Origin of the sequence: Rhodoplanes tepidamans, assembly GCF_030813915.1 — a bacterium.
In the GTDB taxonomy this organism is placed as follows: Bacteria; Pseudomonadota; Alphaproteobacteria; order Rhizobiales; family Xanthobacteraceae; genus Rhodoplanes; species Rhodoplanes tepidamans.
Map to the genome: position 1 here is coordinate 68,145 of NZ_JAUSUJ010000023.1, position 18,958 is coordinate 87,102.

At 71.3% G+C, this 18,958-nt stretch carries 15 protein-coding genes and 1 tRNA gene; 7 read left to right on the forward strand and 9 right to left on the reverse strand.

The window, feature by feature from the left end; translation table 11 throughout:
• The first annotated feature begins 33 nt into the window (after positions 1-33).
• Positions 34-807 (forward strand): SDR family oxidoreductase, encoded by a 774-nt coding sequence (locus J2S22_RS23550; RefSeq protein ID WP_272778110.1) that lies wholly within the window; start codon positions 34-36, stop codon positions 805-807.
• A gap of 16 nt (positions 808-823) precedes the next feature.
• Here the strand turns inward: J2S22_RS23550 and J2S22_RS23555 are convergent, their stop codons facing one another.
• Positions 824-3,748 (reverse strand): hybrid sensor histidine kinase/response regulator, encoded by a 2,925-nt coding sequence (locus J2S22_RS23555; protein ID WP_272778111.1) that lies wholly within the window; start codon positions 3,746-3,748, stop codon positions 824-826.
• Positions 3,749-4,029: 281 nt separating this feature from the next.
• Positions 4,030-4,404 (reverse strand): cyclophilin-like fold protein, encoded by a 375-nt coding sequence (locus J2S22_RS23560; RefSeq protein WP_272778112.1) that lies wholly within the window; start codon positions 4,402-4,404, stop codon positions 4,030-4,032.
• Between the two features lie 263 nt (positions 4,405-4,667).
• Between J2S22_RS23560 and J2S22_RS23565 the strand changes: the two genes are divergently transcribed.
• Both J2S22_RS23565 and J2S22_RS23570 read left to right on the forward strand, forming a co-directional pair.
• Positions 4,668-5,918: a NupC/NupG family nucleoside CNT transporter gene (locus tag J2S22_RS23565; protein WP_272778138.1), complete on the forward strand. Its 1,251-nt coding sequence runs from the start codon at positions 4,668-4,670 to the stop codon at positions 5,916-5,918.
• A gap of 239 nt (positions 5,919-6,157) precedes the next feature.
• A complete protein-coding gene (locus tag J2S22_RS23570) occupies positions 6,158-6,370 on the forward strand; it encodes a DUF2283 domain-containing protein (RefSeq protein ID WP_272778113.1) in 213 nt (70 codons plus the stop codon).
• 171 nt (positions 6,371-6,541) lie between these two features.
• Here the strand turns inward: J2S22_RS23570 and J2S22_RS23575 are convergent, their stop codons facing one another.
• Positions 6,542-6,811 carry an usg protein gene (locus J2S22_RS23575; protein ID WP_210208269.1) on the reverse strand — a complete coding sequence of 90 codons (270 nt, stop codon included), beginning with the start codon at positions 6,809-6,811 and terminating at the stop codon, positions 6,542-6,544.
• 355 nt (positions 6,812-7,166) lie between these two features.
• On the opposite strand from J2S22_RS23575, the gene groES reads away from it, so the two are divergent.
• The 3 genes from groES to J2S22_RS23590 all read left to right on the forward strand — a co-directional run bounded on the left by groES (position 7,167) and on the right by J2S22_RS23590 (position 9,999).
• Positions 7,167-7,481, forward strand: coding sequence for a co-chaperone GroES (groES, locus tag J2S22_RS23580; protein WP_272778114.1), 315 nt, complete (start codon positions 7,167-7,169; stop codon positions 7,479-7,481).
• A gap of 132 nt (positions 7,482-7,613) precedes the next feature.
• Positions 7,614-9,251, forward strand: coding sequence for a chaperonin GroEL (gene groL, locus J2S22_RS23585; protein ID WP_272778115.1), 1,638 nt, complete (start codon positions 7,614-7,616; stop codon positions 9,249-9,251).
• A gap of 187 nt (positions 9,252-9,438) precedes the next feature.
• Entirely contained in the window at positions 9,439-9,999 is a 561-nt protein-coding gene (locus J2S22_RS23590) for a Uma2 family endonuclease (RefSeq protein WP_272778116.1), read from the forward strand.
• A gap of 103 nt (positions 10,000-10,102) precedes the next feature.
• On the opposite strand, the gene J2S22_RS23595 is transcribed toward J2S22_RS23590, so the two are convergent.
• The 5 genes from J2S22_RS23595 to J2S22_RS23615 all read right to left on the reverse strand — a co-directional run bounded on the left by J2S22_RS23595 (position 10,103) and on the right by J2S22_RS23615 (position 15,978).
• A complete protein-coding gene (locus J2S22_RS23595; protein ID WP_272778117.1) occupies positions 10,103-11,254 on the reverse strand; it encodes a slipin family protein in 1,152 nt (383 codons plus the stop codon).
• A gap of 320 nt (positions 11,255-11,574) precedes the next feature.
• Positions 11,575-11,647 (reverse strand) — tRNA-Thr (locus J2S22_RS23600).
• A 494-nt stretch (positions 11,648-12,141) separates the two neighbouring features.
• Complete coding sequence (locus J2S22_RS23605; protein WP_272778118.1) at positions 12,142-13,389, reverse strand: MFS transporter; 1,248 nt, start codon at positions 13,387-13,389, stop codon at positions 12,142-12,144.
• Between the two features lie 76 nt (positions 13,390-13,465).
• Positions 13,466-14,116 (reverse strand): response regulator transcription factor, encoded by a 651-nt coding sequence (locus J2S22_RS23610; protein WP_272778119.1) that lies wholly within the window; start codon positions 14,114-14,116, stop codon positions 13,466-13,468.
• Complete coding sequence (locus J2S22_RS23615) at positions 14,113-15,978, reverse strand: sensor histidine kinase (protein ID WP_272778120.1); 1,866 nt, start codon at positions 15,976-15,978, stop codon at positions 14,113-14,115. Before J2S22_RS23615 ends, J2S22_RS23610 begins: the two co-directional genes overlap by 4 nt.
• 337 nt (positions 15,979-16,315) lie before the next feature.
• On the opposite strand from J2S22_RS23615, the gene J2S22_RS23620 reads away from it, so the two are divergent.
• A complete protein-coding gene (locus tag J2S22_RS23620) occupies positions 16,316-18,352 on the forward strand; it encodes a TonB-dependent receptor (protein WP_272778121.1) in 2,037 nt (678 codons plus the stop codon).
• A gap of 77 nt (positions 18,353-18,429) precedes the next feature.
• On the opposite strand, the gene J2S22_RS23625 is transcribed toward J2S22_RS23620, so the two are convergent.
• A complete protein-coding gene (locus J2S22_RS23625; RefSeq protein WP_272778122.1) occupies positions 18,430-18,954 on the reverse strand; it encodes a tetratricopeptide repeat protein in 525 nt (174 codons plus the stop codon).
• Positions 18,955-18,958 lie beyond the last annotated feature (4 nt).

The following is an 18,958-nucleotide window of genomic DNA, read 5'->3' on the forward strand; positions in this document are numbered from 1 at the left end:
CCCGGCCCGGAGCAGCACAAAAAGGAGAGAGCGATGAGCACGGGGGAGACGCACGAGAAGATCGCGGTGGTGACGGGGGCCGGCACCGGCATCGGCCGGGCCGCCGCGCTCGCCCTGATGGGAACGGGCTTCACCGTGGTGCTGGCCGGCCGCCGGCCCGAGATGCTGGAGGAGACGGCGCGGCTCGGCGCCGAGACCGGCGGCCGGAGCCTCGGCGTGCCGACCGACGTGTCCGATCCGGCCGCCATCAGGGCGCTGTTCGCGACGGTGCGCGAGCGGTTCGGGCGGCTCGACCTCCTGTTCAACAATGCCGGCATCGGCGCCCCGGCGGTGCCGATCGAGGACCTGCCCTACGAGACCTGGAAGAAGGTGGTCGACACCAATCTCACCGGCCCGTTCCTGTGCATCCAGGAGGCGGTGCGGATCATGAAGGCGCAGACGCCGCGCGGCGGGCGCATCATCAACAACGGCTCGATCTCGGCCCACACGCCGCGCCCGCGCGCCGTCGCCTACACGTCGACCAAGCACGCCATCACCGGGCTCACCAAGCAGGTGGCGCTCGACGGGCGGCCGTTCGACATCTGCTGCGGACAGATCGACATCGGCAATGCGGCGACGCCGCTCACCGAGCGGATGGCGCAGGGCCAGGGCGTGCTGCAGCCGGACGGCGAGAGCATGGTGGAGGCCCGCATGGACGTCGCCCATGCCGGCCAGGCGGTCGCCTACATGGCGAGCCTGCCGCTCGACGCCAACGTGCTGTTCCTCACCGTGATGGCGAACCAGATGCCGTTCGTCGGGCGGGGCTGACCGCGCGCGCCGCCGATCAGGCGGCTACGCCGGTGGCCTCCCCCGGCACCGCTGCGCGCGCGTCGATCTCCTTCACGACCCCGCCGAGCTCCTCGAAGGCGGCGGCGAGCGCCTCGACCTCGGCGTCGAGGCCGCGCTGGCGGCCGGTCCGGGCATTCTCCTCGAGCCGGCGGGCGAGCTCGGACAGGCGGGCGAAGCCGAGCGTCGCCGCGGCCCCCTTCAGCGTGTGTGCCTCCTGCTCGATGCCGGCGGCGCCGGAGACGGCATGCGAGCGCAGCTGCGCCAGCCGGTCGCGTGAATCCATCAGGAACGTCTCCAGCACCTGGCGGGCGCCGTCGGCGCCGATCTCCTCGCCGAGCCGGTCGTAGGCGTCGCGGTCGAAGGTCGGCGGCACCGGCTCGGGCGGCGCCGCCGGCCGGGCGCCGACCGCCTCGGAGACGAGGCCGCCCTGGGCGCCCTGGGCGAGGAAGCGGCGGATCGCCGCCTCCAGCCGGTCGGGGGTGATCGGCTTGCCGACGAAGTCGTCCATGCCGGCCGCCCGGCAGGTCTCGGCGTCGTGCTTGAAGGCGTTGGCGGTGAGCGCGACGACATGGGTGCGGCCCAGCGGCTCCGGCAGGGCCCGGATCGCCCGGGTCGCCTGCAGGCCGTCGAGCCCGGGCATCATCACGTCCATGAAGACGAGGTCGTAGGCGCCGGTCTTCACGGCCGCCACGGCGTCGTTGCCGTCGGGCACGAGGTCGGCCCGGTAGCCGAGCCCCTCGAGCAGCTTCTGGGCGACGAGCTGGTTGGTCGGATTGTCCTCGGCGACCAGGATCCGGAGCGGATGGGCGGTGCCGAGCGGCGGCAGCTCGTCGCCGGCCGTGTCCGCGCCGGCGTCGCCGCCGCGGCTGCCGGCCAGGATGGTGTCGCGGATCGCCTCGAAGGACAGCGGCTTGAGGAGCACCGCGTCGTAGCCGACCGCCTGCCCGGGCTGCGGCGCGGCGCCGACGAGCACCAGCCGGGCCGACGCCATACAGGGCTCGGCCCGCAGCGAGCGGACGATGTCGCCGGTCGCCACCGACTCGTCGATGACGATGCAGGTGAACGGATTGGCGCCGACCGCGGCGTTCCAGGCCATCGAGACGCCGAGCTCGCGCGTGTTGGCGGCACTCAGCTCGGCGCCGAGCAGCGCCAGCTGGCGGACCAGCGCGGTGCGCGACACGGCGTTGCGGTCGATCACCAGGATGCGCGGCGCGTCGGCCGCCATGCCGCCGAGAAGCGGCGTCTCCGGATCCGCCAGGCCGACGTCGACGCACACGCGGAACGTGGTGCCGCAGCCCGGCGCGCTGTCGACCGTGATGGTGCCGCCCATGCGCTCGACCAGCCGCTTGCAGATGGCGAGGCCGAGCCCGGTGCCGCCGAACCGTCGCGACACCGAGCTGTCGGCCTGGTGGAACTCGCTGAACAGCCGGCCCATCGCCTCGGTCGGGATGCCGATGCCGGAATCGACCACGTCGACGGCGATGCCGACCCGGCGCGGCGTCGCCGACGCGACCACCGACACGTCGACCGTGACGCCGCCGATCTCGGTGAACTTGAGGCCGTTGGTGAGCAGGTTGAGCAGCACCTGCCGGATCCGCCCGGGGTCGCCGACGACACTGCGCGGCAGGTCGGGCGGCAGCACCACGGCGAGCGCGAGGCCCTTGTCGGCGGCACGCGGGGCGAGCCCGCGCACCGTGCCCTCGACCAGCCGGGCGAGATCGAACGGCACCTGCTCGAGCTCGAGGCAGCCGGCATCGAGCTTGGAGAAGTCGAGCACGTCGTCGACGATGTGGAGGAGATGCTCGGCCGAATCGCGCAGCGTGACGGCGTAGCGCGCCTGCTCGCCGCCGAGCCCGCTGTCGATCAGGAGCCCGGCCATGCCGATGACGCCGTTGAGCGGCGTGCGGATTTCGTGGCTCATCACGGCGATGAAGTCGGAGCGGGTGCGCACCGCCGCCTCGGCCGCCTCGGTGGCCCGCTGGAGCCCGCGCTGGTAGCGCAGCAGCATCAGGATGACGGCGATCGTCAGCAGGGTGAGGGCGGCGGCGCCGCCCAGATAGCTCACGCGGTTGCGCTCGGCCTGGGCGTAGATCTCCTCGTCGGCGAGGCCGACCAGGACGATCAGCGGCAGGTCCTTGATGGTGCGGTAGGCGAAGGTGCGGGCGACGCCGTCGACCGAGCTCCTGGCCTCCATCAGGCCGGTGGGCGCGCGGGCCAGCGCCTTGAACAGCGGGCTGCCGGTGAGCCGCAGGCCGATCACGGTCTCGCCGTTGCCGACCCGCGTGCGGACGACGGCGTCGGTGCCGACCAGCGCGATCACGCCTTTCCGGCCGACGTCGATCGAATCGTAGAAGCGCGACAGGTAGGCGGGATCGACCGACACCACGGCGACTCCGAGCAGGCTGCCGTCCGGCGCCGCGATCCGCCGCGAGATGTTGATCGACCACTTGTTGCTGACCCGCCCGAACACCGGCTCGCTGATGAACAGCCGGTCCTCGGTGCCGTTGAGATGGACCCGGATGTGCTCGCGGTCGGAGAGGTCGATCCGGTTGAGGCCCGACGGATCGAGATTGCTGGTGACGAACCGGCCGGTGCGGTCGACGATCGAGACCTGGAACGTGAATCCATTGGCCGCCTCGCTGGCGGCGGCCCACGGCCGGACGTCGAACCCGGCCGGATCGCGGGCGTAGATCTCGCGCGCGAACAGCAGCGTCTGGTCGGCGCCGCGGATCGAGCGGATGATGTGCTCCTCGAAGGCGCGGACCAGGTTGGCGGTCGTCTGCGCCGCCTCCAGGGCGGCGGCGCGGCGGTCCTCGCGGATCTCGTAGAGCACGCCGGCCCAGATCGCCGCGACGCAGGCGAGGCCGAGCAGCACCAGCCCGTAGCGGCCGACCCAGCCGGACCGCCGCAGGCGGGCCACGGCGGCGCGCCCGGCCGGCACCGGTCCCGGCGGTGCTGCCGCGGCGGACGGTTCGGGCGGAGTCGGCGGAGCGCCCGGCACGGGTGCGGAAGCTGCGGTGTCTCGGCTCATGACGGGCCGACGATGCGCCGCATCGGCGAACCGAACCGTTAACGGGCCGGCGCCGGAGGGCGGATTGTTTTCGAAAGATTGACAGGGCGTTGCGGCGTTCGGTCGAGGCCTCGCCCGAACCGGTGAGGAGGTAGTCCGATGGTATGCCGGTCGCGGCGGGCCGGCCCGCGTCAGTCCAGCCGGATCACCGTGACGCGGGCCCCGGCCTTGACCGATGCGAGGGTGCGGACGTCGTCCTCGGCGCGGGCGAACAGGTTGCAGGGGGCGGCGAGCCGGGTCTCCCCGTCCTGGCTGATCGGCGTGCGGCCGAAGCCGATGACGATCGCCGGCCCCTCGGGCCAGTAGGCGATCTCGCCGGGGACCACGACGGCGCGCGCCTGCGGATCGCGCTCCGCCCTCACGGGCACCTCGAAATAGACCTCGTCGCCCCAGGTCAGCACCGAGGCCGTGAACGGCAGCGCCTCCAGGACGGCCGCCGCGGTGGGGCCGTCGAGCAGGGTCGCGTCGAGGGTCAGCAATCCGAAGTCGAATCGAATACGGGCCATGGCGGGTCTCCGCTGGCGAGAATGGCGGACCATACCACGCGCGCGCGCCGGGGTGTGCACGGCACAAGCGTCGCGGGAGGCCGGAATCGGCCGGACCGTGCGCCGCCGTGGACAGGGCGGGCCCGGCCGGTATCAACATGCGGCCGGTCCGCCGAGTCGTCGCGTGTGCTGCCGGGCGAGGGCTCCGCGCACGATTCCTGCACTCGGCAGTCACTGGGCCGTTCCGCATCGCCGGCCGAGGGGAGACACGCATCGTGACGGTCCTGCCACAGATCCAGTCCGCCGCCGGGCTCGTCGCCCTGCTCGGCCTCGCCTTCCTGATCGGCGAGGACCGGCGCGCCGTGCGGCCCCGCACCGTGCTGGTCGCCCTCGCCCTCACGGTCGGGCTCGCGCTGCTGCTCCTCAAGGTGCCGGGCGTCACGGCGGCCTTCGCCGGGGTCGCGGCCGGGGTGGACGCGATCGCCGCCGCGACCCGGGCCGGCACCGGCTTCGTGTTCGGCTATCTGGGCGGCGGCCCCCTGCCCTTCGACCCCAAGATCCCCGGCACCGCGTTCGTGCTCGCCTTCCAGGCGCTGCCGATCGTGCTGGTGGTCAGTGCGCTGACCACGCTGCTGTTCCACTGGGGCGTCCTGCAGCCGATCGTGCGCGGCTTTTCCATCGTGCTGGAGCGGACGCTGGGGATCGGCGGTGCGGTCGGGCTCTCCACCGCCGCCAACATCTTCGTCGGCATGGTCGAGGCGCCGCTGTTCATCCGGCCCTATCTGGCCGGCCTGACCCGGGGCGAGCTGTTCATGGTGATGACGGGCGGCATGGCCGGCATCGCCGGCACCGTGTTCGTGCTCTACGCGACGCTGTTGCGCGACGTGATCCCGGACGTCGCCGGCCACCTCGCGGTCGCCTCCATCCTGGGCGCCCCGGCCGCCATCCTGGTCTCGCACCTGATGGTGCCGGACCGCGCCGGCGGCACGACGGCGGCGCCCGCGACGGCGCCCGCCAAGATCGCCAACAGCACCATGGACGCGATCGTGCGCGGCACCACGGTCGGGCTCGAGCTGCTCCTGAACATCTGCGCCATGATCATCGTGCTGGTGGCGCTGGTGCATCTCGCCAACGCGATCCTCGGCCTGCTGCCCGACGTGATGGGCGCGCCGGTGACGCTGCAGCGCGGCCTCGGGCTGGTGATGGCGCCGGTGTGCTGGCTCCTCGGCATCCCGTGGGACCAGGCCGTCACGGCCGGCGGCCTGATGGGCATCAAGACCGTGCTCAACGAGCTGATCGCCTATGTGGAGCTGGCGAAGCTGCCGCCCGAGGCGCTCGACCCGCGGTCGCGCCTGATCCTCACCTACGCGCTGTGCGGCTTCGCCAATTTCGGCAGCCTGGGCATCATGATCGGCGGCCTGGCTGCGATGGCGCCCGAGCGCCGCGACGAGATCGTCGCGCTCGGGCTGAAGTCGGTGGTGTCGGGCACCCTGTCCACCTGCGTGATCGGTGCGACGGTGGGGACGATGGTGTGAGGGGCGGGCGCAAAGTCCACGTTTCCGGCGCGGAAGCGCCCCTATTTTAGTTCCGAATGGTGCCTCGACGTCATCGCCTCTCCGATCCGACGCGAGATTCAAGCGGACGGTCGCGTTCGATTTTGGGGGAAGGTGGTCGCGATCGACGGCGTGCCACGCTATCTCCGGGTGGTGACCCTGGACGACGGTGAGACGGTCCACAACCCCTTCTTCGGCCGCGATTTTCGGGAGGGGCCCGGATGAAGCTGCACTACTATCCCGAGACCGACAGCCTCTACATCGAGCTGAAGGATGTGCCGGGCGCGGAGACCCGGGAGATCGTCGCCGGATTGCTCGTCGATCTCGACGCCGATGGCGAGGTGGTCGGCTTCGACATCGACCACGCCTCGAAGAAGCTCGACCTCACCAAGATCGAGACCATCGCCCTGCCGCCCGCCCACGCGGCGGAGTGAGCGTAGCCCGGGGTCTCGTAGCCTGGACCTGGATCGAGCGAAACGAAATCCGGGGCTTCTTGCTCCGGCGACCGCCGCCCCCCGGTTTCGCTGCGCTCAACCCGGGCTACGCGACTACGGCTGACGACGCGGGCACGCGCGGCGTGCCCGCCCTACGCGGGTCCATCGCCCTCAGTTCAGCGTGAACATCCCGTCCACGGCCTTGATCTCGGCCGGCTTGATCAGGCGCGAATGGGCGACCGTGACCGAGTGGAGCGGGCCCTCCAGCTTCTCCCGCCAGAAGCCGAGGAACTTGTTCAGCTCCGGGAAATGCGGGTGGAGGTCGTACTCCTGCCAGAGGTAGCTCTGCAGCAGCCAGGGATGATCCGGCCGCCGATACAGGATGTGTGCGGTCGTCAGGCCGTAGCCGTGCAGTTGCTTCAAGAACTCCTTAGAGGCCATGGTGTCCCCCATCCGTGTCTGCCGGGAAATCTTCCAACGCCACCTCCGTTCATTGCAAGCGCATTTGGTAAACAAACTGTTCACCAAACGGGCGTGGCAGCCTCGAAGGGAAAGTGCTACCAAGTCTCTACGCTGCATCACGCCGCAAGACTTGAATTAAGCTTCAGCAGCGTCCCGAACCCCGGCCCCGCGGCTGATTGGCAGTCCCCGCACCGGAGTGCCAAAATTTTGCGGCCGCCCCCTTGAACCCGGCAGGCGGCACCACCAACTCGCAACCGGGCACCCGGGGCCACCGCCCCGCCGGTCGACCCGCATCCCAATTCAACACTCGTCGTCAAGAACTTAGGAGGACAGCATGAAGTTCCGTCCGCTTCACGACCGCGTCGTCGTCAAGCGCATCGAGGCCGAGGAGAAGACGGCCGGCGGGATCATCATCCCCGACACCGCGAAGGAGAAGCCCCAGCAGGGCGAGATCATCGCCGTCGGCCCGGGCGGCCGCGACGAGGCCGGCAAGCTGATCCCGCTCGACGTCAAGGTCGGCGACCGGGTGCTGTTCGGCAAGTGGTCGGGCACCGAGGTCAAGCTCGACGGCGTCGAGTATCTGATCATGAAGGAGAGCGACATCATGGGCGTTCTCACCGACACCGAGGCCAAGAAGAAGGCCGCCTGACCCCGACACCTCGGGACACCCACTTTCGGACACGCACCTGCCTGAACGGGCCCTGCCGGATTCGCTTGGATCGGCACCGTGGTCTCGCCGGGTCGGGAGAACGCAACGGTTTCATTCAGGAGCTGACGAACAATGGCTGCCAAGGACGTGAAATTCTCGTCTGACGCGCGCGACAAGATGCTGCGCGGCGTCGACGTGCTCGCCAACGCCGTGAAGGTGACGCTCGGGCCGAAGGGCCGCAACGTCGTGCTGGAGAAGAGCTTCGGCGCGCCGCGCATCACCAAGGACGGCGTCACCGTCGCCAAGGAGATCGAGCTCGACGACAAGTTCGAGAACATGGGCGCCCAGATGGTGCGCGAGGTGGCCTCGAAGTCGTCCGACATCGCCGGTGACGGCACCACCACGGCGACCGTGCTGGCCCAGGCGATCGTCAAGGAAGGCGCCAAGGCGGTGGCCGCCGGCATGAACCCGATGGACCTCAAGCGCGGCATCGACCTCGCCGTCGAGGCCGTCGTGAAGGACCTCGAGAAGAACTCCAAGAAGATCACCTCGAACGACGAGATCGCCCAGGTCGGCACCATCTCGGCCAATGGCGACGAGGAGATCGGCCGCTATCTCGCCGAGGCGATGAAGAAGGTCGGCAACGAGGGCGTCATCACGGTCGAGGAGGCGAAGAGCCTGGAGACCGAGCTGGACGTCGTCGAGGGCATGCAGTTCGACCGCGGCTACATCTCGCCCTATTTCATCACCAACGCCGACAAGATGCGGGTGGAGCTCGAGGATCCCTACATCCTCATCTACGAGAAGAAGCTCTCCGGCCTGCAGGAGCTGCTGCCCCTGCTCGAGGCCGTGGTGCAGACCGGCAAGCCGCTGCTCATCGTCGCCGAGGACGTCGAGGGCGAGGCGCTGGCCACGCTCGTGGTCAACAAGCTGCGCGGCGGCCTCAAGGTCGCGGCCGTCAAGGCGCCGGGCTTCGGTGACCGCCGCAAGGCCATGCTGCAGGACATCGCCATCCTGACCGGCGGCCAGGCGATCTCCGAGGATCTCGGCATCAAGCTCGACAGCGTGACGCTGCAGATGCTCGGCCGCGCCAAGAAGGTGACGATCGAGAAGGAGAACACCACGGTGGTCGACGGTGCCGGCGCCAAGGCCGACATCGACGCCCGCATCGCCCAGATCAAGGCGCAGATCGAGGAGACCACCTCCGACTACGACCGCGAGAAGCTGCAGGAGCGGCTGGCCAAGCTCGCCGGCGGCGTCGCGGTGATCCGGGTCGGCGGCGCCACCGAGGTCGAGGTGAAGGAGCGCAAGGACCGCGTGGACGACGCGATGCACGCGACCCGCGCGGCCGTCGAGGAGGGCATCCTGCCGGGCGGCGGCGTCGCCCTGCTCCGCGCCACCAAGGCGATCGACGCCGTGAAGGTGCAGAACGAGGACCAGAAGCACGGCGTCGAGATCGTCCGCAAGGCGCTCTCCTACCCGGCGCGCCAGATCTCGCTGAACGCCGGCGAGGACGGCTCGGTCGTGGTCGGCAAGATCCTGGAGAACGCCGACTACACGTTCGGCTTCGACGCCCAGACGGGCCAGTACGTCAACCTGGTCCAGAAGGGCATCATCGACCCGACCAAGGTGGTGCGCGCCGCGCTGCAGAACGCCGCCTCGGTCGCCGGCCTCCTGATCACCACCGAGGCCATGATCGCCGAGCTGCCGAAGAAGAACCAGCCTGCCATGCCGGGCGGCGGCATGCCGGGCGGCGGCATGGATTTCTGATCGAAGTCCATAAAGCCGCCGCCCCCACTTCATGTGGCGAAGTCGGCCAAGGCCGACTTCGCAGGGCGGCATGGACTTCTGGTCGACGCGTCCCGTGTCGTGATGGCGAAGGCCCGGGCGAAAGCCCGGGCCTTTTGCGTGTGTGCCGCCGGAGGATTAAACTGCCCCTCGATCGACGAGGACTCGAATGACCATCCAGCGCCCCATGCCGATGGACAAGGCGGCCTTTCTGGCCTGGACCGAGCGCCAGGAGGAGAATTACGAGTTCGTGCGGGGGCGCGTCGTCATGATGACCGGCGGTTTACGGGGCCATTGGCAGATCGCGGCCAATCTCTTCCGAGCCTTGGATTCGCGGGTCGATCACGACAGGTGGGCGGTTCTCCCGGAGTTCGGGGTCGACGTCGGTCCGTCGACCGTCCGGTTCCCCGACATCGTGGTCGACCCGGCCGACGGCCCGACCACGGACCGCACCGCCACGGCGCCGGTATTCCTCGCCGAAGTGATGTCGCCCTCCTCCGAGCGGGTCGATCTCGGCGACAAGGCAGCCGAATACCTGCGGCTTCCGAGCCTGCACACCTATCTGGTCGTCGCCCACGACGAGCCGAAGGCATGGGTGTGGACCCGTGCTGCCGGTGGCTTTCCGGCCGGCCCCGTCGTAATCGACGATCCCGCCGCCGTCATCGACGTCCCTTCGCTCGGCCTCGCGCTGCCCCTCGCGGACATCTACCGGCGCGTCAGGTTCGACTGATCGGCCGCTGCCGCCGGACGAGATGCGAAAAGGCCCGGGCGTCGCCGCCCGGGCCTCGGTCGTTGTCGTCGGGCGCGGTGCCCTGCCCCGCCGCGCCCTGCCCTCAGGCCGCCGCATCGGTCCTGATGCGGACGAGCCGGGTGAGCAGCGCGTCGAGGCCGGCGCCGTCGCCGGCGTGCAGATCGATGCGGCCGACCTTCTCGACCAGCCGCTCGATCGACTCGAGCTCCTTCAGCCGCAGGAGGAGCGGGTTCTCCTCCATCAGCCGCGCGGTGTTGAGGAGCGAGCGCGTCGCCGCGGTCTCCTCCTGGCGGCGGATCAGGTTCGCCTTGGCGGTCCGCTCCGCCTCCACCACCTTGTTCACGAGCTCCCGGATCTCGCCGGGAAGGATCAGGTCCTTCACGCCGAGCTCCGTCACCTCCACGCCGGCGCCGTCGACGCGCTCGCGCACGCGGGTGCGCAGCTCGTCGTCCAGCACCGCCTTGCCGGCCAGCACCTCGTCGAGCGTCCGCGAGGCGACGGCGTCGCGGATCGCGAACTGCACCAGCCGGTACAGCCACGCGTCCACGTCCGGCACCGCGGCGACGAGCCGCTCCGGATCGACGATCCGGCGGAACGCGGTGAGCGTCACGCGCAGCGCGATCCGGTCGCGGGTCAGCATCTCCTGGGCCGTGATCTCCACGGCCTGCGGACGCAGGTCGAGGCGCTTGACCTCGATCTTGCGGCCGACCGACCAGAAGGCGTGCCGGCCCGGCGCCAGCCGCTCGACGAGGCGGCCCTCGACGAACAGCAGGCCGGCCTCGTGGTTCTCGACCACGTGCTCGGCGACGCTCGGGTTGCGCTCGCGCGCCACCATGGCGAGGTGCTCCGGGCGGATCCGCGGGTCGCTCGTCACGTCGACGCGCTCGACGTCGACGCGGGTCGCGACCTTCCAGAACACCCGGGTCTGCCACGGCATCAGGAGCTGGGCCGGGCGACCGTCGAGGCTGACGATGGCGATCTCGTTCGCCCGCGTCTCCACCGCCTCGAACAGCGCCGCGGCGACGTCCGGCCGCGCCGCCTTCAGGACGGCCCAGCGGTCCGCCGGGAATTCGGCGCGCACGACCGCGTGCACCTCGCAGACGCACTGGTGCAGCGGATCGACGACGCGATGGCGGCCGGGCTCGAGCACCCGCTCGAACCGGCCATTGCGCGTGAGGATGGCGCGCTCGCCGTCCTTCACGGTCACGCGCAGCATGATCAGGTGCCGGCTCATGGCACACCTCCAGGGTCGCCCGGCCACGGCGGCCGGGACGGTTGACGATCGAGGACAGCAGGTCCCGGACGCACGCTTCCCGACCGAGCCGGCGGGCCGCGGCTTCAGCCGGCGCCGACGACGGACGCACGCGCGCGCTCCGCGCCGGAGCGCGAAGGCGAGACGATGCATCCGGCGTCGCGCGCAGGCGGTATCCGCCCCGGCGCAGGCCGGTCTGTCGGTGTCTGGGTTCGAACGAAACGCCTTGCGGCAGATCGGCCGGACCGCGACTGAAGCGCGCGCCCGGTCCCCTTGCGGGTCAGCCTATGCGGCCGTCGAGACGCGCTGGAGCGGGATTCGAACCCGCGTCAGGATGGTTACAAGCCATCTGCTCTTCCACTGAGCTATCCTCGCTTGTGGTCGCGCTCTGCCCGAGCCACGACCGTCCCTTCCTCGGCGGAACACGACGCCGCACCGCGGCACGCGCCGGCCGGGATTCGCGAACCCGGACCCGAGGCCTCGTGAAGGGACGGCGCTGATAATCCGGTTCGCGACCGGTTTCAAGTCACAAATCGATGACGTGATCAGATTCGCAGGCGCCGGGGCGAGCGACGCCCGCGACGAGCGCCGGACGAGAAACGAAAAAGGCCCGGACGTCGCCGCCCGGGCCTTTCCGTCAGCGCCACCAGGCGCTGGTCCCCTCTACCCGCCCCCGCGGGAAATCAGTCACGACCACGCCGTCCGATGCGCGTACATCCGGCGTCATCTGCCGCCGTGGTCGTGGGCGCCGCAGCGCCCTTCTCGAACAGCATGCCGCCGAACGGTTAACGCGACGTTAACGGCGCGAAAATAATCCGCACCTCGCTGAAAAGGAGTCAGATACCGCTGCCGCCGCCCATGGAGCGGCCCTACTCGGCCGGGGCCGCGTCCGGCGGCACCATCACGCGCGGTGCCGACACGGTGACGATCGCGACGAGGCCGAGCACGGCGGCGAGGAACAGCCCGGACACCGCGACGAGCCCGATCAGCACGAGGTCGAAGCCGCCGCGCGCGTGCAGCCAGGCGATCACCGGCACGGCGACGCCGGCCGAGGCGAAGGACAGGAAGTAGCGCACCGCGTAGACGCGGCCGCGCCAGGCGTCCGCAGTGTAGCGGGCGATCACCATGTCGCCGACCGTCACCTGCCCGTACAGCGCCGCCATCACCACGGCGAGCGCCGCGATCAGCATCATGCCGTCGGCCCGCACCGACCAGGCGGCACCGGCGAACAGGAGGCCGACCACCACGGCGAACAGGAGATGCGGCGCGACCCGCTCGGCGATGCGCCCGACCACGAGCTGGGCGACGGCGCCGCACAGGAACACGATGCTGGCGAGCCCGCCCACCGCGGCGAGGCCGACGCCGCCGCCGAGCCGCTCGTCGACGATCTTGGGCAGCGCCACCACGATGGTGTTGAAGGTGAGCCCGCCGCAGAACGAGATGATGGTGTAGAGGCCGAAGAAGGCGATCGCGGCGCGGCGCGGCAGCACGATGTCGGCGACCCGCGTGCGGCTGCCGGTCTCGTGGCGGTCGTCGGCCACCATGGCCAGATAGGCGACGCCGAGCGCGAGGCACACCACGGCCGGCACCAGGAAGGCCCCGCGCCAGCCGAGGACCGACGAGGCCAGCACCGCGGTGACGCCGGAGGCGAGCGACACGCCGAGATTGCCGCACACGCCGTTGAAGGCCAGCGTGCGGCCGCGCGCGCCCGAGGCCTGGATCAGCATCGCCATCCCGACCGGGTGGTAGATGGCGGCGAACATGCCGAGCAGGAACAGCGCGACCGCCAGCATCGTCAGCGTCGGCGCCACCGCGCAGCCGGCCAGCGACAGCCCGCAGCCGATGAAGAACGCCGCCATCATGGCGCGGCGGCTGAGGCGGTCGGCGAGCCAGCCGGCCGGCAGCGAGAACAGGCCGAAGGCGACGAACATCGCGGTGGAGAGGACGATCAGCTCCGAATAGGAGCGCTGGTAGACGGCCTCGAGCCCGATCACCACGGTCGGATAGATGCCGAGCACGAAATGGTCGATGCCGTGCGCCACGTTGAGGAAGGCGATCGAGCGCCGCGTCTGCTGCGCCGTCTGGGTCGCGCCGTCGCGCCGCTCGGTCGGGGGCATGTCGAAAGTCCTGTGGCGGGGGAGAGCCGCCGATCCTAGCACGGCCGCGGCGCCGCGCCACAGCACCGCCGCGCCTCTAGGCCGGCCCGTCCGGGGCGGGCTCGCCGGTGCCGCCGGCCAGCGTCAGCATGCGGGCGAGGTCGGCGCCCGTGGTCGCGGCCATCTTCTCCATCGCGTTGTGGCGGTGGATCTCCACCGTCTTCAGGCTGATGCCGAGCGCGTGGGCGATCGCCTTGTTCTGCTTGCCGGCGGCGACCAGGCCGGCGACCTCGCGCTCGCGCGCCGTCAGCCGGTCGAGCCGCGCCCGGATGGCGCCGATCTCGCGCGCCGCGGCGAGCCGCGTCCCGGCGAGCCGCAACGCCTGGTGGATGCGCTCGATCAGCACCTGGTTGTTGAGCGGCTTCTCGATGAAGTCGAGCGCGCCGGTGCGCATCGCCCGCACCGCCATCGGCACGTCGCCGTGGCCCGTGATGATCACCACCGGCATCACGGCGCCGCGCCGCACCAGCTCCTCGTGCAGCTCGAGCCCGCTCATGCCGGGCATCCGCACGTCGGCGACCAGGCAGGCGACGCGGTCGGGATCGTGGCCGGCCAGGAACGCCGCGGCCGACGGGAACGTCTCGACGGCGAGCCCGAGCGGCTCCAGCAGGAACACCAGCGAGTCCCGCATCGCGTCGTCGTCGTCGACCACGTAGACCACCGGCGCCTTCGCCTCGCCCGCGCTCATGCGGCCTCCCCCGCCTCGTCGCCGCATCGCGCGACGCCCGCTTCGCCGGGCGCCGCCGGCAGCCACAGCCGCATCACGGTGCCGCCGCCCGGATTGTCGACCGCCTGCAGGCGGCCGCGATGCTCCTCGACGATCGAGTGGCACAGCGCCAGCCCGAGGCCGAGGCCGGCCGGCTTGGTGGTGAAGAACGGCTCGAACAGCCGCGCCTTCACCTCCTCCGACATCCCCTCGCCGCGATCGGCGACGGCGACGCAGGCGCCGCCCTCGCAGGCGAGCGTCTCGACCCGCACCGGCCACGGCCCCGCCCCGCGTCCCACCGACGCGTCGGCCGCGTTCTGCAGGAGATTGAGGATCACCTGCTGGAGCTGGATGCGGTCGCCGCACACCGGCGGGAGCGCGCCGGCGAGCGCCGTCTCGATCGTCACGCCGGCCCGGCGGCCCGGGCCTTCGAAGAACTCCAGCGCCTCGGTCACCACCTCGTCGAGGTCGACCGGCGCGTGCACGGGCTCGCGCTTGCGCACGAAGGCGCGCATGCGCTGGATCACCTGGGCGGCGCGCTCCGCCTGCTGGCGGATCAGCTTCGTCGCGTGGACCAGCGCGCCGGTGTCGACCGGGGTCGTGCGCAGCCGCAGCTCGCATCCGTCGGCGTAGTTGGCGATGGCGGCGAGCGGCTGGTTCAGCTCGTGCGCCATGCCGCCCGCCATCTCGCCCAGGATCGACAGGCGCGCCGCGTGGTCGAGCTCCTTGCGGTGCAGCGCCTCCTGCTCCTCGACGCGACGGCGATGCTCGATCTCGCGGACGAGATCGGCGTTCACGGTGGCGAGCTCGGCGGTGCGCCGGCGCACCAGCCGCTCGACCCGCAGCGCGTGCACGGCCCAGGCGCCGAGCGCGATGCCGGCGAGCGCCAGCACCTGCCAGTAGCGCGCCAGCAGCTCGCGCGCGGTGATGTGGCGGAGCGACTCGTAGGGGCCGATCTTCAGATCCCGGAAGGCGTCGTGGACCGGCTGGTAGTCGAGCGGCACGGTCCAGCCGGGCACGCCCGGCGGCGGCTGATAGGTCAGTAGCGCGGTGGCGACCCGCTTCGCCGCGACCGCCGGGGTCGTGCGCAGCTTGGCGATCGGCCAGTCCGGATAGACGCGGCTCGACACCGCGCAGGTCGTTCCGGGGCTGTCGCGCGGCGCCAGCACCCGCAGGGCGCCGGCCGCGAAGGCGCCCTCGGCCTCCTGCTGCTCCAGCAGGCAGCCGCGCAGGATCCCGGCGTCGACCCGGTTCGACAGCACCGCGTCGATCACCCGGGTCATCGGGAAGCCGACCGTGTCGAGGCCGGCGAGGTCGCGGAACGGATCGAAGCCGGCGGCGGCGAGCTCGCGCCATGCCGCCTGGAACCCGCCGAAGGCGGTCGTCCCGACGATCGCCACCCGCTTGCCGGCGAGATCGGCGAGCGTGTTCAGGTCGCTGCGCTCGCGCCGCACCATGATCGCCGAGGCGACCGGCATGCCGGAGTCGAGCGTCGCGATGCGCGACACCCCGTGCGCGACCTCCAGCTCGACATAGTGGCCCGGATTGGTGATCACGTAGTCGACGGCGCCCTCCGCCACGGCGCGGTCGAGCCCGGCATGGTCGTGCGGCACCAGCACCACGGTGCTGCCCGGCAGCCCCGCCTCGATGGCGCGCGCCGTCGGGCCCCAGTCCTCGAAGCTCTGCTCGGCCCCCAGGAAGGCGAGCACGCCGATGCGGATCGTCTCGGCGCGCGCGATGCCGGCCGGCAGCCCCGCGAGGGCGCCGAGCAGGAGGAGAAGGCCGAAGCGGAACGGACGCCCGCGGCCGCCGAACGGTCGCGGGGCACGGCGGACCAGGCGCATGGCCGCAGATGTGACCGGACTCGCCGGGGTTTTCAATCCGCTGAAATGCGGCGCCGCGGCCGGGCGGACGGCGGTGCGGCGGCGCACGGCCGACCGCGGCGACCCGGGTGTGGCCCCGCCGCTACGGCCTGTCCCGCGTCGCACGAATTAAGCAATTCTTCATAATCGTGTCACCGCGCCCCGACTACGTTCGGCGCGCGAGACGCCGGCGGGCGACACGCGGGGCGCATGCCGGGGGCCTCCTCCACGCGCGCGGACGGGTTTGCAGGGCGCGCGCCGGCGCGCGGGAGTGCATATGCGATCGTTCGGGTTTCGTCGCGTCGCCGGCGTGTCAGCCGTGCTCCCCGTCGTGCTCGCCGTCGGCTGCAGCGACCGGGCGGCGGCCCAGTATGTCGACCTCCCCGCCCTCGAGGTGGTCGATTCCGAGGCGAAGGCGCGCGCCTCGGCGCCGGCCGCCGCCGCCAGCGAGCTGACCATCTCGGGCGAGGAGATGCGCGACATCCCGGCCGCCCGGGTCGGCGAGATGCTGGAGGTGGTGCCCGGCCTCGTCGTCACCCAGCACTCCGGCGAGGGCAAGGCCAACCAGTACTTCCTGCGCGGCTACAACCTGGACCACGGCACCGACCTCGCCATCTGGGTCGACGGCATGCCGGTCAACATGCGCACCCACGGCCACGGCCAGGGCTACGCCGACATCAACTTCCTGCTGCCCGAGCTCGTCCAGTCGCTGCACGTGCGCAAGGGCCCCTACTACGCCGACGAGGGCGACTTCTCCTCGGCCGGCGCCGTGCACATCGACTATCTGCGCGACGTGCCGAAGAACATGGTCGAGGGTACGCTCGGCATGTTCGGCTACGGCCGCGGCGTCGCCGTGCTGTCGACCAAGACCGACACCGGCGCCACCCTGATCGCCGCCGGCGAGGGCATCACCTACGACGGCCCGTGGGACGTGCCGGACCGGGTCCGCAAGCTCAACGGCGTCGTCCGCTGGGTCGACGGCACCGCCGACAACGGCTTCTCGCTCACCGGCATGGCCTATCGCAACCGCTGGACCTCGACCGATCAGGTGGCGCAGCGGGCGATCGACCAGGGCATCATCAGCCGCTGGGGCTCGCTCGACCCGACCGACGGCGGCGAGGCGAGCCGCTACAGCGTGTCGGGCCGCTGGGCCCGCTCCGACCAGCAGGGCACCACCCGGATCGACGCCTTCGCCATCAACTCCAGCCTGACCCTCTACAACAACTTCACCTACTTCCTCGACGACCCGGTCAACGGCGACCAGTTCAGCCAGACCGACCGGCGCACCGTGCTCGGCGTCAACGCCAGCCACGCCTTCAAGTCCAACCTCCTCGACCGGCCGACCGTCACCCGCGTCGGCGTGCAGACCCGCTACGACGACATCGCCATCGGCCTGCTGAAGACGGCGCAGCGGCAGTACCTCTCGACCACCCGGGCCGACAGCGTCACCGAGGGCAGCGTCGGCCTGTGGGCCGACCATTCGGTGCAGTGGACCGACTGGCTGCGCACCACCGTGGGCATCCGCCGCGACTGGTTCTCCGGGACGGTCGACAGCGACACGCCGCTGAACTCCGGCGACGCGTCGGACGCCATCACCAGCCCGAAGGCCGGGCTGGTGCTCGGCCCGTGGTTCAGGACCGAGTTCTTCCTGAATGCCGGCTACGGCTTCCACTCCAACGACATCCGCGGCGCCACCATCACGGTCGATCCGCTCGACAAGACGACGCCGGTCGACCGCGTGCCGCTGCTGGTGCGCACCAGGGGCGCCGAGGTCGGCATGCGCAACAAGTCGATCGACGGCCTCACCACGTCGGTCGCCGTGTTCGTGCTCGACCAGGACTCCGAGCTGCTGTTCGTCGGCGACGCCGGCACCACCGAGGCGAGCCGCCCGAGCCGCCGCGTCGGCGTCGAGTGGACCAACGACTACCGGATCAATCGCTGGCTGAGCGTCGACCTCGACCTCGCCTACACGCATGCCCGTTTCACCGACGACGACCCGGCCGGCGCCTCCATCCCCGGCGCGCCCGCCTGGGTCGGGTCGCTCGCCGTCAATCTCGGCACCGAGACCGGCTGGTTCGGCTCGCTGAAGGCGCGCTATTTCGGCCCGCGGCCGCTGATCGAGGACGACAGCGTGCGGTCGCTGTCGTCCTTCCTGGTCAACGCCCGGCTCGGCTACCGCTTCGACAACGGGGTCAAGGTGCAGCTCGACGCCTACAACCTGTTCAACACCAAGACCAACCAGATCGAGTACTATTACGAGTCCCGGCTCGCCGGCGAGACCGAGGCCGTCTACGACCGCCACGTCCACGCGGTCGAGCCCCTCGCCGTCCGCCTGTCGCTCGCCAAGAGCTGGTGAGCGGCGGGCGTCGTCGTCGGGCGCGACCCGACCGGCCGCGCAAGAGGATCGAAACCGGTCCGATCACCCGGCGATCATCACCACCGCATGGGCGTCGGCGGTGCCGGCACCCAGGCGGTCGCCATCGCCTGGGCGAGGGCGCGCTGCGACTCGCTCATCTTGGTGGCGACCGCGTCGCGGATGCGGATGTAGGCGTCGCGGTCCCGCCGGCCGGCGCGCGCCGCGGCGAGAATCAGCCACTTGTGCGACAGCACCACGTCGCGCGGCACGCCGCGGCCCTTGTCGTACAGGAGCCCGAGCAGATGCTGCGCGGTGGCCTCGCCCTGCTCCGCCGCGCAGGTGTACAGCATCGCCGCGATCTCGAAGTTCTGCGGCACGCCGCGGCCGTACTCGTAGAGGAAGCCGAGCAGCCCCTGGGCGCGGGCGTTGCCGGCCTCGGCGAGCCGCGCCAGCCGGACCGCCGCCGCGGCGTCGTCGCCGCGCGCATGCAGCGCGAAGGCGTCGAGCGCCCGGGCCGGGGCAGCGAGCCCGGCGCCGAGAACAGCCGCCGCCGAGACGGCGCCCCACAAGGCGTGTCGACGGGTCGTGACGGTCCGGATCATCCCG

Bases quoted from the DNA above. Each gene is read 5' to 3' on its own strand.
- J2S22_RS23550 (WP_272778110.1), top strand. From the start codon at position 34: ATGAGCACGGGGGAGACGCACGAGAAGATCGCGGTGGTGACGGGGGCC.
- J2S22_RS23575 (WP_210208269.1), bottom strand. From the start codon at position 6,811: ATGGCCTCTAAGGAGTTCTTGAAGCAACTGCACGGCTACGGCCTGACG.
- J2S22_RS23625 (WP_272778122.1), bottom strand. From the start codon at position 18,954: ATGATCCGGACCGTCACGACCCGTCGACACGCCTTGTGGGGCGCCGTC.
- groL (WP_272778115.1), top strand. From the start codon at position 7,614: ATGGCTGCCAAGGACGTGAAATTCTCGTCTGACGCGCGCGACAAGATG.
- J2S22_RS23615 (WP_272778120.1), bottom strand. From the start codon at position 15,978: ATGCGCCTGGTCCGCCGTGCCCCGCGACCGTTCGGCGGCCGCGGGCGT.
- J2S22_RS23590 (WP_272778116.1), top strand. From the start codon at position 9,439: ATGACCATCCAGCGCCCCATGCCGATGGACAAGGCGGCCTTTCTGGCC.
- J2S22_RS23560 (WP_272778112.1), bottom strand. From the start codon at position 4,404: ATGGCCCGTATTCGATTCGACTTCGGATTGCTGACCCTCGACGCGACC.
- J2S22_RS23595 (WP_272778117.1), bottom strand. From the start codon at position 11,254: ATGAGCCGGCACCTGATCATGCTGCGCGTGACCGTGAAGGACGGCGAG.
- J2S22_RS23610 (WP_272778119.1), bottom strand. From the start codon at position 14,116: ATGAGCGCGGGCGAGGCGAAGGCGCCGGTGGTCTACGTGGTCGACGAC.
- J2S22_RS23605 (WP_272778118.1), bottom strand. From the start codon at position 13,389: ATGCCCCCGACCGAGCGGCGCGACGGCGCGACCCAGACGGCGCAGCAG.
- groES (WP_272778114.1), top strand. From the start codon at position 7,167: ATGAAGTTCCGTCCGCTTCACGACCGCGTCGTCGTCAAGCGCATCGAG.
- J2S22_RS23570 (WP_272778113.1), top strand. From the start codon at position 6,158: ATGAAGCTGCACTACTATCCCGAGACCGACAGCCTCTACATCGAGCTG.